The 16,561-nt window shown below is 61.9% G+C and carries 15 protein-coding genes; 7 read left to right on the top strand and 8 right to left on the bottom strand.

Features of this window, described 5'->3' with window-relative positions:
• Positions 1 to 370 precede the first annotated feature (370 nt).
• Complete coding sequence (locus F3J24_RS07960) at positions 371 to 742, top strand: YqcC family protein (RefSeq protein ID WP_043006034.1); 372 nt, start codon at positions 371 to 373, stop codon at positions 740 to 742.
• Positions 743 to 836: 94 nt separating this feature from the next.
• On the opposite strand, the gene F3J24_RS07955 is transcribed toward F3J24_RS07960, so the two are convergent.
• The 3 genes from F3J24_RS07955 to rodA form a co-directional block, all read right to left on the bottom strand.
• The gene (locus F3J24_RS07955) at positions 837 to 1,997 is read right to left on the bottom strand and encodes a 3-deoxy-7-phosphoheptulonate synthase (RefSeq protein WP_167004431.1); all 1,161 of its coding nucleotides are present in this window, start codon (positions 1,995 to 1,997) and stop codon (positions 837 to 839) included.
• Positions 1,998 to 2,533: 536 nt separating this feature from the next.
• Positions 2,534 to 3,994 carry a metalloprotease TldD gene (gene tldD, locus F3J24_RS07950; RefSeq protein ID WP_003051333.1) on the bottom strand — a complete coding sequence of 487 codons (1,461 nt, stop codon included), beginning with the start codon at positions 3,992 to 3,994 and terminating at the stop codon, positions 2,534 to 2,536.
• A gap of 383 nt (positions 3,995 to 4,377) precedes the next feature.
• Positions 4,378 to 5,559, bottom strand: a complete 1,182-nt coding sequence (gene rodA, locus F3J24_RS07945) for a rod shape-determining protein RodA (protein ID WP_003051327.1) — start codon at positions 5,557 to 5,559, stop codon at positions 4,378 to 4,380.
• Positions 5,560 to 5,737: 178 nt separating this feature from the next.
• On the opposite strand from rodA, the gene F3J24_RS07940 reads away from it, so the two are divergent.
• The 6 genes from F3J24_RS07940 to ruvC all read left to right on the top strand — a co-directional run bounded on the left by F3J24_RS07940 (position 5,738) and on the right by ruvC (position 11,882).
• Entirely contained in the window at positions 5,738 to 6,322 is a 585-nt protein-coding gene (locus F3J24_RS07940; protein WP_167004428.1) for a YqiA/YcfP family alpha/beta fold hydrolase, read from the top strand.
• A 159-nt stretch (positions 6,323 to 6,481) separates the two neighbouring features.
• Positions 6,482 to 8,551, top strand: coding sequence for a ribonuclease catalytic domain-containing protein (locus tag F3J24_RS07935; protein ID WP_167004425.1), 2,070 nt, complete (start codon positions 6,482 to 6,484; stop codon positions 8,549 to 8,551).
• A 29-nt stretch (positions 8,552 to 8,580) separates the two neighbouring features.
• Positions 8,581 to 9,441: an energy transducer TonB gene (locus tag F3J24_RS07930; RefSeq protein WP_167004422.1), complete on the top strand. Its 861-nt coding sequence runs from the start codon at positions 8,581 to 8,583 to the stop codon at positions 9,439 to 9,441.
• Between the two features lie 180 nt (positions 9,442 to 9,621).
• Positions 9,622 to 10,488: a shikimate dehydrogenase gene (aroE, locus tag F3J24_RS07925; RefSeq protein WP_167004419.1), complete on the top strand. Its 867-nt coding sequence runs from the start codon at positions 9,622 to 9,624 to the stop codon at positions 10,486 to 10,488.
• 12 nt (positions 10,489 to 10,500) lie between these two features.
• A complete protein-coding gene (gene mtgA, locus F3J24_RS07920; protein WP_167004416.1) occupies positions 10,501 to 11,229 on the top strand; it encodes a monofunctional biosynthetic peptidoglycan transglycosylase in 729 nt (242 codons plus the stop codon).
• Positions 11,230 to 11,333: 104 nt separating this feature from the next.
• Entirely contained in the window at positions 11,334 to 11,882 is a 549-nt protein-coding gene (gene ruvC, locus F3J24_RS07915; protein WP_167004413.1) for a crossover junction endodeoxyribonuclease RuvC, read from the top strand.
• Between the two features lie 99 nt (positions 11,883 to 11,981).
• Here ruvC and F3J24_RS07910 read toward each other — a convergent pair whose 3' ends face one another.
• The 5 genes from F3J24_RS07910 to ftsA all read right to left on the bottom strand — a co-directional run bounded on the left by F3J24_RS07910 (position 11,982) and on the right by ftsA (position 16,545).
• Positions 11,982 to 12,398 carry an RcnB family protein gene (locus F3J24_RS07910; RefSeq protein ID WP_167004410.1) on the bottom strand — a complete coding sequence of 139 codons (417 nt, stop codon included), beginning with the start codon at positions 12,396 to 12,398 and terminating at the stop codon, positions 11,982 to 11,984.
• Between the two features lie 202 nt (positions 12,399 to 12,600).
• On the bottom strand, positions 12,601 to 12,777 hold the full coding sequence (locus tag F3J24_RS07905) for a hypothetical protein (RefSeq protein ID WP_167004408.1): 177 nt from the start codon (positions 12,775 to 12,777) through the stop codon (positions 12,601 to 12,603).
• An 11-nt stretch (positions 12,778 to 12,788) separates the two neighbouring features.
• On the bottom strand, positions 12,789 to 13,712 hold the full coding sequence (gene lpxC / locus F3J24_RS07900) for a UDP-3-O-acyl-N-acetylglucosamine deacetylase (protein ID WP_167004406.1): 924 nt from the start codon (positions 13,710 to 13,712) through the stop codon (positions 12,789 to 12,791).
• A gap of 263 nt (positions 13,713 to 13,975) precedes the next feature.
• Entirely contained in the window at positions 13,976 to 15,169 is a 1,194-nt protein-coding gene (gene ftsZ / locus F3J24_RS07895; RefSeq protein WP_003051295.1) for a cell division protein FtsZ, read from the bottom strand.
• Between the two features lie 146 nt (positions 15,170 to 15,315).
• Positions 15,316 to 16,545: a cell division protein FtsA gene (gene ftsA / locus F3J24_RS07890; protein WP_003051293.1), complete on the bottom strand. Its 1,230-nt coding sequence runs from the start codon at positions 16,543 to 16,545 to the stop codon at positions 15,316 to 15,318.
• Between the last annotated feature and the right edge of the window lie 16 nt (positions 16,546 to 16,561).

The raw sequence follows: 16,561 nt of genomic DNA, 5'->3' as shown, positions 1-16,561 counted from the left end.
GACCTGGTGACTCTTGCACCATTCGTTGTCGTGGCCACAGCTTAATGGTGACCGCGGTGCTGAAGACGCTGCAAGCTGACGGCTTGCAAACAGCTGCGGCAAACAATGCAGGCCTCAAGGGCTTGCATCAAGCATCACAGTGGTTACGGGAACATAGGCTGCTAAGCCATGCAAAATCATTAAATTTCATAGCATCATCTACATGCTTCGCATGAATATAAGGGCAAAACTGTGTTTTTCAAGTGCCATTACGGTCTCGTAACCAGCCAGTTATCGACACGGTGTGCCCTGTCTTGAAAATGCCAGCAGAGCACTCACATACTGCGCAACTCTTTGCCGAATGTCGGCAATGCCATCAGGAACCATCACCATGACCGCTGAAAACATCCACCAAGAAATACGCGAGCATCTGCTGCAACTGGAGGCCGAACTTCAAGTCCAGAAACTCTGGTCCGCCGTTGCCCCGGACCCCAAGGCACTGGAATCCACCACACCCTTCATGTACGACACGCTCAAGCTGCACGAGTGGCTGCAATGGGTGTTCATCCCACGCCTGCGCGCCGTGATCGATGCCAAGGGCAGCCTGCCCCACCAAAGCCATGTCTATCCGCTGGCCGATCACGAGTGGCAGCAGCGCACCGACTTTGACAAGCAGCATCTGCTGCGCCTTCTCAATCGCATCGATGCCACGCTCAACGGCTGCGATATGACGCCTGAGCCGGCACCGGACACCAAACACTGAGCCGGCAAACAACCCGCTCCACTCCATCTGAAAAAGCAAACAGGCCACAGGGAACACTCCCTGTGGCCTGCGTCGTTCATGCCCGCTCTGTCGATCAGGCCGGTACTTCGGCTTCCTGCTTGCATGCAGCCGCGGCCGCACGGCGCTGGCTCACGGCCTGCGACAGCTCTTGCAGCGTTGCCAGGGAGTCGTCCCAGCCCAGGCAGGCATCGGTAATGCTCTGGCCATAAGTCAGATCGCAGACCTCGTCCTTGCCGGGAGTGAACTTCTGCGCACCGCCGACCAGGTGGCCTTCGATCATCACGCCGAACACGCTGCTGGAGCCACCGGCGATCTGCGCCGCGATATCGCGGGCCACATCCTTCTGGCGCTCATGCTGCTTGTTGCTGTTGGCATGGCTGCAATCCACCATCAGCGAAGGCGTGAGGCCAGCCGCCTCCAGATCCCGGCAGGCGGCCGCCACATGCTCGGCATCGTAGTTGGGGGTCTTGCCGCCGCGCAGAATCACGTGGCAGTCCTGGTTGCCTCCCGTGTGCACGATGGCGACCTGGCCGTTCTTGTGCACCGACAGGAAGTGGTGACCGCGGCTGGCCGACTGAATCGCATCGGTGGCAATGCGGATATTGCCGTCGGTGCCGTTCTTGAAACCGATCGGTGCCGAGATGCCCGAGGCCAGTTCGCGGTGCACCTGGCTTTCCGTGGTGCGGGCACCGATGGCGCCCCAGCTGATCAGATCGCCGATGTACTGGGGCGAGATCACGTCCAGGAACTCGCTGGCCGCAGGCACACCCAGGCGGTTGATGTCGATCAGCAGCTGGCGCGCGATGCGCAGGCCTTCGTCGATGCGGTAGCTCTGATCCAGGTAGGGGTCGTTGATCAACCCCTTCCAGCCCACGGTGGTACGGGGCTTCTCGAAGTAGACGCGCATCACCACCTCCAGCGTGTCCTTGTACTGCTCGCGCACGACGGCCAAGCGGCGGGCGTAGTCCAGAGCAGCGGCCGGATCATGAATCGAGCAAGGACCGACGATGACCAGCAGACGATCATCCTGCGCACGCATGATGTTGTGGATGCTGCGGCGGGTGTCGCTGATCAGCGTCTCCACGGCGGTGCCGCGAATGGGGAAGAAGCGAATGAGGTGCTCTGGAGGAGGTAACACTGTGATTTCCTTGATACGTGCGTCGTCGGTCTGGCCTGTCTTGGGAGAGCCGGCGCGATACCAGGAGTCGGTGGAGGAAGTGTTCAGAGCAGTCATGGCAATCTTTCGTGAGGTGTTTGATCGTTGAAAACCGGGGGTGCTGAAACGTAGGGGTGAAAAAAAACCGCCGGGCTTTGCAGCTTCGGCGGTTCTTTGGGAGGAGTGTGCAGGGTGCGCGCGTTTACCTCTCAGCCGCCGGGGGCGAGAACCAAAAGTAAAAGAAATAGGCGCGTTGCGTTTGCATGTCTTTCAATGTAGCACAGCTCTTTTGCATTGCAACATCTGCAGCCGGCGCAGCAGCTCTGTCAAAAATAGGTTTTCCCTCTGACATGGCGCATTACTCATAATCTTTTTGACGCAATTTTTTTGCGTTTTCTATATTTTTTCAGAATTTTATTGACTTTAATTTCAATAAACCCAGATTAAATGCAATTTTTCAGCGAATCGACAATATTCGCGCACCGACATCAAAACACTCTAGAAAGACCCTGCGGACAGACGATTGCCTCACCCGGAAACGACAAAACCCCGGTCTGCCATGCAGAGCGGGGTTTTTGGTGCTCGCGGCGGGCGGACCCGCCATGAACTCTCTATCAGGCGGTGCCGCCGACCGTCAGGCCGTCAATGCGCAGCGTTGGCTGGCCGACGCCCACAGGCACGCTCTGACCTTCCTTGCCGCAGGTGCCCACGCCCGAGTCCAGGCGCATATCGTTGCCTATCATGCTGATGTGCTTGAGCGACTCCGGGCCGCTGCCGATGATGGTCGCGCCCTTGACGGGGTACTGGATCTTGCCGTTTTCCACCCAGTAGGCTTCGCTGGCGGAGAACACGAACTTGCCGCTGGTGATGTCCACCTGACCGCCGCCGAAGTTGGTGGCGTACAGGCCCTTCTTGATGGAGCCGATGATCTCCTGCGGATCCTTGTCGCCACCCAGCATATAGGTATTGGTCATGCGGGGCATGGGGATGTGGGCGTAGCTTTCGCGACGGCCATTGCCCGTGGGCTTGACGCCCATCAGGCGCGCATTCATCGAGTCCTGGATATAGCCCTTGAGAATGCCGTCCTCGATCAGCACATTGCTCTGACTGACATGGCCTTCGTCGTCCACGTTCAAGGAGCCGCGACGATCGGCAATCGTGCCGTCATCCAGCACGGTCACACCCTTGGCGGCCACGCGCTGACCGATGCGACCGCTGAAGGCGCTGGAGCCCTTACGGTTGAAGTCGCCTTCCAGGCCGTGGCCCACAGCCTCGTGGAACAGCACGCCGGGCCAGCCCGAGCCCAGCACCACCGTCATCACGCCTGCCGGTGCGGGGCGCGATTCGAGGTTGACCAGGGCCGCGTGCACGGCCTCGTCCACATACTGGCTAATCTGTTCGTCGCTGAAATAGGCCAGGCCGAAGCGACCGCCACCGCCGGAGGAGCCCACCTCGCGGCGGCCCTTCTGCTCGGCGATCACCGTCACCGACAGGCGCACCAGCGGGCGCACGTCGGCCGCCAGCGTGCCGTCCGCGCGGGCCACCAGCACCACATCGTATTCACTGGCAAGGCCGGCCATGACCTGCACCACGCGCGGGTCCTTGGCGCGGGCCAGCTTTTCCACCTTGCCCAGCAGTTCGACCTTGGCCGTGCTGTCCAGTGTGCTGATGGGGTCCAGCTCAGGATACAGGGAGCGGCTTTGCGCAATCTTCTGAGCCCCTGCCTTAACGCGGCGCGTCTGGGTCGCGCTGGAGATGGAGCGCACGGTGCGTGCAGCATCCAGCAGCGAGGCTTCGGAAATGTCGTCGGAATAGGCAAACGCCGTCTTCTCGCCGCTGACCGCGCGTACACCGACGCCCTGATCGATGGAGAAGGAGCCGGTCTTGACGATGCCTTCTTCCAGACTCCAGCCCTCGGCGCGGGTGTACTGGAAATAGAGATCGGCGTCGTCCACCTGGTGCGAGCGAATTTCGGCAAGCGCACGCGCAAGATGGGTTTCGTCCAGGCCGAAGGGCTCAAGCAGCAACTGACGGGCCGTGGCCAAGCGTTCGATGGTGGGTTCGCGGGAAATCATGAGAGCATTGTAGAGATAGCTGCAAGTCCTGACTTGTCTCGGGCTGCGCATAAAAAAGAGCGGAATGCTGCCCCACCAGGCTGAACAACATTCCGCTCCATTCACTTAGCTTCTCACTTGCCGGGCTCCGCCCTGCCCGCTTTGCATGGCAGAACCCCACCTGGGTCTTTGCCGCTCCCGCTTGATCGGTCTTTTGACCCCCAGAACCGTTTGTAAACGCTGTTTACAGTCCAGGCAAGGCCTTGGACGGAACTACTGACATTTTTCAACGATCTAACCCCACCGCTCCGCCGCGCAATTTCCCATAAAACCATTACTCAAAGCTTGCAGAGCATGAGATAGCAGCTCTTTTTTTAAGAGCACATCTACCCGATCACGGGTCTTCACGCATGGGGAATATGCCCATCACCGCCGGGCAGTTGCCGCTGTGCCCGCGACACCGACATCAAAACGCCCAGCGCGAGCCCTAGCGTGACCATGGCCGTGCCGCCATAGCTGATGAAAGGCAGTGGCACGCCCACCACCGGCAGGATGCCGCTGACCATGCCCATGTTCACGAACGCATAGGTGAAAAAGATCATGGCCACGGCAGCCGCCATCAGCCGGCCGAACAGCGAGTTGGCGTTCATGGAAATGGCCAGCCCGCGCCAGACCAGCAGCAGGAAGCCGACGATGATGAACAGATTGCCTATCAGGCCGAACTCTTCGGAATAGGCGGCAAAGATGAAGTCGGTGGTGCGCTCGGGAATGAATTCCAGGTGGGTCTGCGTGCCGGCCATGAACCCCTTGCCCCAGACGCCACCCGAACCGATGGCGATCATGCCCTGAATGATGTGGAATCCCTTGCCCAGCGGATCGCGCGTGGGATCCAGCAGGGTGCAGACGCGTGTGCGCTGATAGTCATGCAGAAAATACCAGCTCACGCCATCGGCGCAGAGCTGGGGCTCGAACCAGACGATGAGGAAAATGCCGACCACGGCCAGCAGCACGGGCGGCACGATGAGCTTCCAGGGCAGGCCGGCAAAAAAGATCACGGACAGGCCGGCAGCCATCACCAGCAGCGAGGTGCCCAGGTCGGGCTGCTTCATGATCAGGCCCACGGGCACCATCAGCAGCACAAAGGCGATGACAAAGTCCGAGGCTCGCAGATTGCCCTCGCGGCGCTGGAACCACCAGGCCAGCATCAGGGGCGTGGCGATCTTCAAAAGCTCCGAGGGCTGAATCACCACCCCCACGTTCACCCAGCGTGTGGCCCCCTTCTTGGTGATGCCGAACAAGGCTACCGCCACCAACAGCACCACGCCCAGGGTGTAGAGCGGCACGGCCACTTTCATCAATTGCTGGGGGGATATCTGGGCCAGCACGAACAGCAGCCCCGCTGCAATCAGCATATTGCGTCCATGGTCCACAAAACGCGTGCCGTGATCGAAACCCGCCGAATACATGGCCAGCAGCCCTGCGCCCGCCAGCATGGCGATGAAGAGAAGCAACAGGAAGTCAAAGCCGCGAAACAGCGGAACAATGCGTTGCAGCAGCGAGGGCTTATCGAATTCGATGGCGGACATGGGCCGCAATTATCGGGGGAGCCGGCTGCCGTGCAGTCTGCAGGGTTGAGCTTTGCTGACGGCTCAGCACTGCCTGACCCCATTCACCCTGTCATAGGCCTTCACCCCCTGATAGTCTTGAAGCAGACAGTCCACAATGGCCGGGACCAAAGCGCATTCACAAGAGGAGATTGCCACCATGACAACCACCCATCTGCTGTACCTGCACGGCTTTCGCTCCTCCCCCCAGTCCAACAAGGCACGCATCATGGCGGACTATGTGGGTGCCAGGCATTCCAAGGTGCGCTGGTGGTGCCCGCAACTGCCGCCCTCGCCGCGCGAAGCAGCAGCCGTGATCGTCGAGGGCATCGCCAACTGGCCGCGCCAGAACATGGCCGTCATGGGATCGTCGCTGGGCGGCTACTACGCCAGCTGGGTGGCACAGCTGGCACGCTGCAAGAGCGTGATGATCAATCCCGCCGTGCACCCGGCCCGCGACCTGGAAAAATACATCGGCGAGCAGTCCAGCTGGCATGACCCCGAGGAAACCTTCTTCTTTCGTCCCGAATACATAGAGGAACTGCGCCAGCTCGACACCCGCGCCATGACGCCGGCAGCGCCCGAGATGGTGTTGATCGCCCAGGGCGACGAGGTGCTGGACTGGAACGAAATGAGCGAACGCTACCCGCACGCTCTACAACTGGTGCAGGAAGGCGGCGACCACGCCCTGAGCAACTTTGCCGAGTACCTGGACCGGATCGACGAATTTCTGGCGTTGGCCTGATCCCCTGCGGGACGCCATGCGCCGTCCTCCCGGCAGCAGCGGCCACGCTGCAGATCGCCAGCCCTGACCAGGCGCCGACTATAGATATTGACCGATCTCAGGCATGAACTGAATCACTTCTGAGCGCCGAATGTTCGGCTCGTGGGAAAATGCGCGGTTATGCACGCACTGTTTGAAGAAGCCGGCAAATTTCTGGCCGGGCGCATCCTCTCCGAAGCCGAATCCTCGGCCCAAGTCGAACTGGACTCGGGCAAGCGGGTCAAGGTCAAGGCCGCCAATATCCTGCTCAAATTCGAGAAGCCGGCCCCTGCCGAGCTGATCGCTCAGGGCCAGGCCCAGGCCGCCGAGATTGATCTGGATCTGGCCTGGGAATTTGCGCCCGAGGAAGAGTTCGGCTTTGCCGACCTGGCGCGTGATTATTTTTCCGAATCCGCGACGCTGGGCCAGCAGGCCGGTGCGCTGTTCTGCCTGTACGACGCACCGCATTATTTCCGTCGTGCAGGCAAGGGCCGCTTCAAGAAGGCCCCTGCGGAAATCCTGCAGCAAGCCCTGGCCGCCATCGAGAAGAAAAAGCAGATCCAGGCGCAGATCGATGCCTGGGCCGAGGAATTGGGCCGCGGCGAGTGCCCGCAGGCGATTCGCGAACAGCTCTACAAGATTCTGTTCAAGCCCGACAAGAACGCTCCCGAATACAAGGCAGTGGTCGACGCCAGCCGTGCTACCAAGCTGGCCCCGCTGGAGCTGCTGCACCGCGCCGGCGCCATCGACTCGTCCTACCAGTTCCACTGGAAGCGCTTCCTGTTCGACAACTTCCCCAAGGGCACGGGCTTCCCCGCCGTGCAGGCGCCCCAGCCGCCGGCCGATCTGCCCGTGGCCAATGTACAGGCCTTCTCCATCGACGACTCGGCCACCACCGAAATCGACGATGCGCTGTCCGTCACAGGCCTGGGCACGGGCACCGTCACCGTGGGCATCCACATTGCCGCTCCCGGTCTGGCCATCACGCCCGGCGGCGAGCTGGACAAGCTGGGCCGCGCCCGCCTGTCCACCGTCTACATGCCCGGCTACAAGATCACCATGCTGCCCGACGACGTGGTGCATATCTACACGCTGGACGAGGGCCGCTCCAATCCTGCGGTCTCGCTGTATGTGCAGATCAACGAGGAGACGTTGGAGACCGTCTCCAGCGAAACCCGTCTCGAGCGCGTGCCCGTGGAAGTCAACTTCCGCTACGACAAGCTCGATCACATCGTCACCGAGGAATGGCTGACCGACTCCTCTATCCAGGTTGAAAACACGCCTGACTCCTTGCTGGGCAAGCGCAAGGAGCTCACCTTTTTGCAGCGCTGGTCCAAATTCCTCAAGGCCAATCGCGAAGTGGTGCGCGGCAAGCCCGAGAACTTCAACCGCCCGGACTACAACTTCCGCCTCGTCGGCAACGACGGTGCCGAGCCCAACGGCAGCGAGCAGGTGCAGATCACCGTGCGCAAGCGCGGCGCACCGCTGGACCTGATCGTGGCCGAGGCCGCCATCGTGGCCAACAGCACCTGGGGCCTGATGCTGGCCGAGCATGGTGTGCCCGGCATCTATCGCAGCCAGGCCAGCCTGGCTCCCGGCGTCAAGGTGCGCATGAGCACCAAGGCCTTGCCGCACGCCGGCATCGGCGTGAAAGCCTACTCCTGGGCCACCTCCCCGCTGCGCCGCTATGTGGATCTGGTCAATCAGTGGCAGATCATTGCCTGCGCCCGTCACGGCAAGACGGCGGCCCTGGCCGCCCCGTTCAAGCCCAAGGATGCCGAACTGTTCGGCATCATCAGCAGCTTTGACGGCGCCTACAGCGCCTACAACGGCTATCAGGCCGGCATGGAACGTTTCTGGACGCTCAAGTATCTGGAGCAGAACGGCATTACCGAGCTGACGGCCAGCGTCTTCAAGGAAGGCCCCAACGGCTCCTTCCTGGTGCGCGCAGACAATCTGCCGCTGGTGCTGCCCGTTCTGGGTGCGCAGAATCTGCCGCGCGGAGCCCATGTGCGCGTCAGGCTCGGCGAGATCGACGAGATCTCGCTGGACATCTCGGGCACGCTGATCGAGCGCCTGGATGCAGGCGCCGAGGCCGGGAGCGACGGCGAGGACAGCGGCGAGGACGATGACGACGCCGTGGCCGGCCCCATCTCCATTGCGGTGGACATGAACGACGCCGATCCCGCTGCAGACCAGCCAAAGTCCTGATCTCCACACCTCATCGCCCTGACGCCGCCGTGAAACTGCCCACCTCTCTTCAACGACTGAGTACGCTGCAGCTGGCGCTGGGCGTGTCCATCGCCGTCCATGCCGTGTTGCTGACCATCCGGTTCGTGGATCCGGAAAGCTTCGAGCGCGTGTTTCAGGACACGCCGCTGGAGGTGATCCTGGTCAACGCCCGCGCCAACGAAGTGCCGGACAAGGCGCAGGCCATCGCCCAGACCTCGCTGGCTGGTGGAGGCGACGCAGACCAGGGCCGGGCCACCAGCCCCATGCCCTACTCGGCCCTGACGACGGTTGGTGACGACTTCGAGGAAAAGCAGCGCCAGCTAGATGCCATGCAGGAGCAGCAGCACCAGTTACTGACGCAGCTGCGTCAGCAGGTGGCCGCGCTGCCGCCCATCGATCCTCGTCTGAGCGCCGAAAACAAGGCCCTGGAAGCCCAGGAAGAAAAGCGCCTGCAACTCATCAAGCTGCTGGCCGAGATTGAAAAGCGCATCAACGAAGAAAACGCGCGGCCCAAGAAGCGCTATATCAGCCCTGCCACCAAGGAGGCCGTGTACGCCGTCTACTACGACGCGCTGCGCCGTAAGGTGGAAGACAAAGGCACGGAAAACTTTCCCGAAAACAAGGGCAAGAAGCTGTATGGCGAGCTGGTCATGATCCTGACCGTGAACCATGACGGCCGCGTACTCTCCACCGAGGTCGTGCAGGGCTCGGGCAACCGCATGCTCGATACCCGTGCTGAGGCCATCGCCCGGGCCGCCGGCCCCTACGGCCACTTCGGCCCGGCCATGCGTACCAAGGCCGATCAGATCGCCGTCGTCTCGCGCTTCAGGTTCACACGCGAGCAGACACTGGAAACAGACGTAAGGTGACCCCTTATACCGTCTCCGGCGTCTTCCCCTGCTCTCGCATCGCTTCGCTTGCGGGCGGGGAACGCAGCCAGCGCGGCGGGACGGCCCTTGCGCGGCTGCCTTGGTTCAGGCTTGGCCGGTTTCACAGGCCACTGTCCCAACGCATCCCAACTGCGTTTGGCGATTTCTTTCAGCCTTTTTATGACAAATACGCTTGATGCCTACTGCGTCATGGGCAACCCCGTTGCCCATAGCCGCTCCCCCTGGATTCATGCCCGCTTTGCCGAGCTGACCGGCCAGCCCGTCAGCTACGACCGCGCCCTGGTGCCGCTGGATGGCTTTGCCGACTTTGTGCGCGACTTTGCTGCGCGCGGCGGCAAGGGCTGCAATGTGACCGTGCCCTTCAAGCTGCAGGCAGCCAAGCTGGCCACCAGCGCCAGCGAGCGCGTGCGTCTGGCCGGTGCCGCCAATACCCTGGTATTCGGCGCCAACGGCATTCATGCCGACAACACCGATGGTCTGGGTATCGTGGCCGACATCACCCGCAATGCCGGCGTGCCCATCACCGGGCGCAATGTGCTGCTGCTGGGTGCGGGTGGCGCAGCAGCCGGGGCACTCGGTTCGCTGATCGAGCAACAGCCACACCGCATCGTCGTCACCAACCGCACACAGGCCAAGGCCGTGGCGCTGATAGAGCAGCACGCGACCATTGCCGCACTACATACAGTAGAGCTGGTAGCACTTGAAAGACAAGTGCTTGAGACCGATTTGACCCAAAATTTCGATATCGTCATCAACGCCACGGCCAGCAGCCTGGCAGGTGCCGATGTGCCAGCCCCCTCATCGGTGCTGCACGCTCGCACTCTGGCCTACGACATGATGTACGGCCCTGCCGCCCAGAATTTTCTGGACTGGGCCAGCAGCCATGGCGCGCTGGCGCGTGATGGCCTGGGTATGCTGGTGGAGCAGGCGGCGGAGTCCTTTGCGCTCTGGCGCGGCACGCGCCCGCCGTCGGCGCAGGTGCTGGCCGAGCTGCGTGCACTGCTGCTGGCCGAAGCGGCCCACTGAGGCGGGCAGATCATGAAAGCTCTGGGCCGACTGTTGCTGCTGATGCTCTGCTCGGCCTTGCTGCTGCAATTGTTTTTTGTGGCACGCATCGCAGTCATGGCCTGGCTGGATCCGGAGTCCACCAGCTATCAGCGCTCCGAAGCCTGGCAGCTTGCGCACAGCAGCGAAGGCCTGCGCTGGCGCCAGCAATGGGTGGACTACGGCCAGATCTCCGGCAACCTCAAGCGTGCGGTGATTGCCTCCGAGGACGCCGGTTTCATGGAGCATCATGGCGTGGAATGGGATGCTGTGCAGAAGGCCTGGCAGCGCAACGCCAAAGCCGAGGCCAGAGCCATGCAGGCAGACAAAGCCGGAAGCCACAGCAAGCCCGCCAAGATCTATGGCGGCTCCACCATCACCCAGCAACTGGCCAAGAACCTTCTGCTGTCGGGCGAGCGCAATTTTCTGCGCAAGGGCCAAGAGCTGGTGCTGGCGCAACTGCTGGAGCTGATGCTGAGCAAGCAGCGCATTCTGGAGATCTACCTCAACAATGTGGAATGGGGCCAGGGCGTGTTCGGCGCCGAGGCCGCCGCCCAACACTACTTCCGCAAGAGTGCGGCCCAGCTCAATGCGGCCGAGGCGGCCAGACTGGCCGCCATGCTTCCGGCACCCAAGCGCTTCGAGAAAATGCCGCAATCGCGTTATCTGGCGCAGCGCAGCCGCACGATAGCTCGCTATATACCGATGGTGACAGCCCCCTGAGGCGCTTCGCCTGGGCGGCCCCGCGCCTTCCCCCGAGGAGGCAGCTCTTGCTTGCTGCCACCCGCATGGAGCGAGAAGGTTTTGTACGTGGATAATCGACAGCCATGCGAATTCTCGGAATCGACCCCGGTCTGCAGACCACGGGTTTCGGCGTCATCGATATGGAAGGCCAGCGCCTGTCCTATGTGGCCAGCGGCACCATACGAACCAACAAGATGGAACTCGGCGACCTGCCGGGTCGCCTCAAGGTGCTGTTTGACGGCATCTCCGAAGTCGCCTCGCGCTACCAGCCCGAGGTGGCTGCCGTGGAAATCGTCTTCGTCAACGTCAACCCACAGTCCACGCTGCTGCTGGGCCAGGCCCGCGGCGCGGCGCTGACGGCCCTGGTCAACGCCAATCTCGCGGTTTCCGAGTACACCGCACTGCAGATGAAAAAAGCCGTGACCGGCCACGGTCGCGCGGCCAAGAATCAGATTCAGGAAATGGTCAAACGCCTGCTGCAGCTGCCCGGCCTGCCCGGCACCGATGCCGCCGACGCACTGGGACTGGCCATTACCCATGCCCATGCGGCTGCCGCCATGGGGCTGATGGCCAAGTCCACCGATCTGCGCCGCAAGCAACATGCCATGTACCGGGGCGGACGGGTTTATTGAATTCCCGGCCTATGCCAACTTGGACTTCTTGCAGGACTTCCTGGATATAAAAAAAGCCACGACATATCGCGGCTTTTTTTGTAGTCGGGGTGATGAGCTTTAGTAATTGCCCAGCACCATGGAAGCGATCACGCCGGTGGCGATGGCCACCAACAGATAGTCGCCGCCGTTCTGAATCCAGTGATAGCCGCGCGGCGGGGCCGACAGACGGTGGCCGCGCCAGTCGTTCACCACATAGTGCTGGCTGCGGTATTGGGGCGGCACGCGGCTGCCCTTGTACCAGTTGTGATCGGGACCGCCGCCACGGCGGCCGTGGTCGTGGCGATCCGCACGTCTGTCATAGCGCTGGTCATTCCGGCCACGATCATCATGACGACCGTCATGGCGCATGTCCTGCGGCCCATGGCCGTTGCCACGACCGGGCGGCGGGCCGGGCTGTGCCTGTACGGCCAGACTGCCCAGACCCAGACAGGCGGCAACCGAGGCGGAAAGAATGCGGGTAGTCAAACGGGACATGGATACTCCTTTGTCGAATCGTTTCGGTCAACAAGCGGTGCGGCACGCCATGGCGACCGCAGGCGTTCCATCTTCGCCCCATTTCGGCAGCGCTTGACGTGAGCAAATGCCGATTTACCACTTTTTGCCGGACGTTTACAAAGCAGAAACCAATGAAACGCTTGTCCAGCTTGCGCAAACAGCTATCAATATGAATAGCTTTTCAGACAATGCGCCCCACCAGCATCACGGCAAAAAAGGCCAGACCGGCGATCACCGTCCACTTGAACAGCAAAAAGCCCAGACGCTTGTACTGGGCCTTGCCGGTTCCAAGATAGAAGGCAAAGCTCAGCGCCGAAGCCAGAATCAGCAGGCCGGCCAACCAGCGAAAGATCAGCATGGAGGTCTCGCTCACCAGGCCTGTACGGGGATGGCAAAGCCCTGGGGAGCCTGCCGCTCGCTCTCGAAGGTCACCATCTCCCAGGTCTGGGGCTGAGCGATCATGGCACGCAGCAGCTTGTTGTTGAGGCCATGACCCGAACGAAAGGCGCTGTAGGCACCGAGAATGGGCTTGCCGATCAGATACAGATCGCCGATCGCATCGAGGATCTTGTGCTTGGCAAACTCGTCGTCATAACGCAGGCCGTCGCTGTTCAGGACCTTGTAGTCATCCATGACGATGGCATTGTCCAGCCCGCCGCCCAGTGCCAGGCCGTTGTTGCGCAGCATTTCCACATCCTTGGTGAAGCCGAAGGTGCGCGCGCGGGCGATATCGCGTGTGTAGTTGTCCAGACCCATGTCGAACTCCACGCACTGCCCCGTGGAGTCCACGGCAGGGTGAGCAAAGTCGATCTCGAAACGCAGCTTGAAGCCATGGTAGGGATCAAAGCGCGCCCACTTGAGGTTCTGCCCCTCCCCTTCTCGCACTTCGATCGGGCTCTTGATGCGGATAAAACGCTTGGGCGCCTTCTGCAGCTCGATTCCGGCGCTTTGCAGCAGGAAAACGAACGAGGACGAGGAACCATCGAGAATCGGCACTTCTTCGGCGGTGATGTCCACATAGAGGTTGTCGATTCCCAGACCGGCGATGGCCGACATCAGGTGCTCGACCGTATGCACCTTGGCGCCGCCGCTGCCAATGGTGGAGGCCATGCGCGTATCGGTCACGGCCTCGGCGGAAATGGGGATATCCACAGGCTCAGGCAAGTCCACGCGACGGAACACGATGCCGGTATCAGGCTGGGCCGGGCGCAGCGTCAGCTCGACACGCTGGCCGCTGTGCAGGCCCACGCCTACGGCACGGGAAATGGTCTTGATGGTACGTTGCTGAAGCATGCTGGTATTTTAAATGGGACAACCCCGAGCCAGCTTACGCCGCCCCAGGGTTGTCTTAATCGCTGCGATACAGCGAACTGATGGGCCTTCAGTCCTTAACGAACCAAAGGCCTTTGCGGCTGACCTCTCAAATGCTGACGCACTCGAAGGCAGAGACACCGAGGAAGGGCCTGGGCGGCCCCGCCGCCCCGCACCGAGAGTGTCGCCCCCCTCCGGCGCAAAGCGCCAGAGAGGGGGAAGCGGCAAAGCCGCTCAGGGGGAGCTTAATCAGCCTGCTTGCGCAGGAACGCCGGGATCTCCACATCGTCCATGCCGCCAGATGCCAGAGCGCTCACACGCTCCGAAGCCTGGGTGCGGTTGGTGCGCCAGACGCTGGGCACATTGGTGTTGGCCGTGCCGTATTCCATGCCACCCAAGGGAGGCAGGCCCACGGCCACGTTGTCGGTACCGGTACGCAGGCCGCCTTGCACCACCTGGATGTTCTGGCGACGCACATTGGGACGCGACAGGCCGGTAGCCACCACCGTCACGCGGATCTCGTCACCCAGCGAGTCATCGTAGGCTGCGCCATAGATCACGTGGGCATCGGGAGACGCATAAGCGTTGATGGTGGACATGGCCAGACGCGACTCGGACAGCTTCAGGCTGCCCTTGGCGGCGGTCACCAGCACCAGCACGCCCTTGGCGCCGGACAGGTCGATACCCTCCAACAGCGGGCAGGCCACGGCCTGCTCGGCGGCGATACGGGCACGATCGGGACCGGCGGCCTTGGCCGTGCCCATCATGGCCTTGCCGGGCTCGCCCATCACGGTGCGCACGTCTTCGAAGTCGACGTTCACATGGCCGTACTCGTTGATGATTTCGGCGATGCCGCCCACGGCGTTCTTCAGAACGTCGTTGGCATGGGCAAAAGCCTCGTCCTGGGAGATATCATCGCCCAGCACATCGAGCAGCTTTTCATTGAGCACAACGATCAGCGAGTCCACATTCGCTTCCAGCTCGGCCAGGCCGGCGTCAGCGTTCTGCATGCGGCGGCCACCTTCCCACTCGAAAGGCTTGGTCACCACACCCACCGTCAGAATGCCCATTTCCTTGGCCACTCGTGCGATCACAGGCGATGCACCGGTACCCGTACCACCACCCATGCCCGCCGTAATGAAGAGCATGTGAGCGCCTTCGATGGCAGCGCGAATATCTTCCACAGCAGCTTCCGCAGCGTCGCGACCCTTGTCGGGCTTGCTGCCGGCACCCAGGCCGCTGCCACCCAGATGGATGGTGCGGTGAGCGCGGCTGCGCAACAGAGCTTGAGCATCGGTGTTGGCCGTAATGAATTCGACGCCCTGGACGCTGCGTTCGATCATGTGGTCGACGGCATTGCCGCCGCCACCGCCGACGCCGATCACCTTGATCTGCGTGCCTTGGTTGAATTCTTCGGTTTCAATCATGTCGATAGGCATGGTGGTGCTCCTGTTCTCTAGTGGTGGTTTGTCGCTGCTGTGGAAAAGAAATTTCGAACTCTTGAGGTCTTCGCGGTCTTCGTCGTCGATGCCGCGAAAAATCCATCGATGGTGGTCCGGTGATGAACATGCGATAGGTGCTCATATCAGAAGTTCCCCACGATGAAGTCTTTGAACCGGCCGAAGGCGGTCTTCATGGAACCGCTCTTCTGGGCCACCTTGTAGCCACGCAGACGTGCCAGACGCGCTTCGTCCAGCAGGCCCATCACGGTGGCGGCACGGGGCTGGGCGACCATGTCGGCCAGCGCGCCGGAATATTTGGGAAGACCGCGACGCACGGGCTTGAGGAAGATGTCTTCGCCTAGCTCGATCATTCCAGGCATGACGGCGCTGCCGCCCGTGAGCACGATGCCCGAGGACAGCACTTCTTCGTAGCCCGACTCGCGGATGACCTGCTGCACCAGCGAGAAGATCTCTTCCACGCGGGGCTCGATCACGCCGGCCAGGGCCTGCTTGCTGATCATGCGAGGGCTGCGGTCGCCCAGGCCCGGCACTTCGACCTGGGCATCTGGGTCGGCCAGCAGCTGCTTGGCATAGCCGCTCTCGACCTTGATGTCCTCGGCATCCTTGGTGGGAGTGCGCAAGGCCATGGCAATGTCGCTGGTGATCAGGTCGCCGGCAATCGGTATTACGGCCGTGTGGCGAATCGCACCGCCGGTGAAGATGGCCACATCGGTCGCGCCCGCGCCGATATCCACCACGGCCACGCCCAGTTCGCGCTCGTCGTCGGTCAGCACGGCCTGGGCCGATGCCAGCGGGTTGAGCAGCAACTGCTCGACTTCCAGGCCGCAGCGGCGCACGCATTTGATGATGTTCTCGGCCGCGCTCTGGGCGCCGGTCACGATATGGATCTTGGCTTCAAGGCGAATGCCGCTCATGCCGATGGGCTCGCGCACCTCGTGGCCGTCGATGACGAACTCCTGCGCCTCGACCAGCAGCAGGCGCTGGTCGGACGAGATATTGATGGCCTTGGCGGTTTCCATCACGCGGGCCATATCGGTGGACGAGACCTCCTTGTCCTTGATGGCCACCATGCCGCTGGAATTCAGGCCGCGGATATGGCTGCCGGTAATGCCGGTGCACACGCGCTGAATCTTGCAGTCGGCCATCAGCTCGGCCTCTTTGAGAGCCTGCTGGATGCTCTGCACGGTCGCATCGATGTTCACGACCACGCCGCGCTTCAAGCCGTTGCTGGGGGCGACGCCCAGGCCCGCCAGCTTCAGCTCGCCATTGGACATGACCTCGGCCACCACCGCCATGACCTTGGCCGTGCCGATATCCAGCCCAACAATCACATCCTTGTATTCTCTTGCCATATCAGCTTCCGCCCCC

Source organism: Comamonas sp. Tr-654, assembly GCF_011752915.1.
In the GTDB taxonomy this organism is placed as follows: Bacteria; Pseudomonadota; Gammaproteobacteria; order Burkholderiales; family Burkholderiaceae_C; genus Comamonas.
Note: the sequence above shows the minus strand (reverse complement) of the source record. Positions and strands in the feature narration are given on the sequence as shown.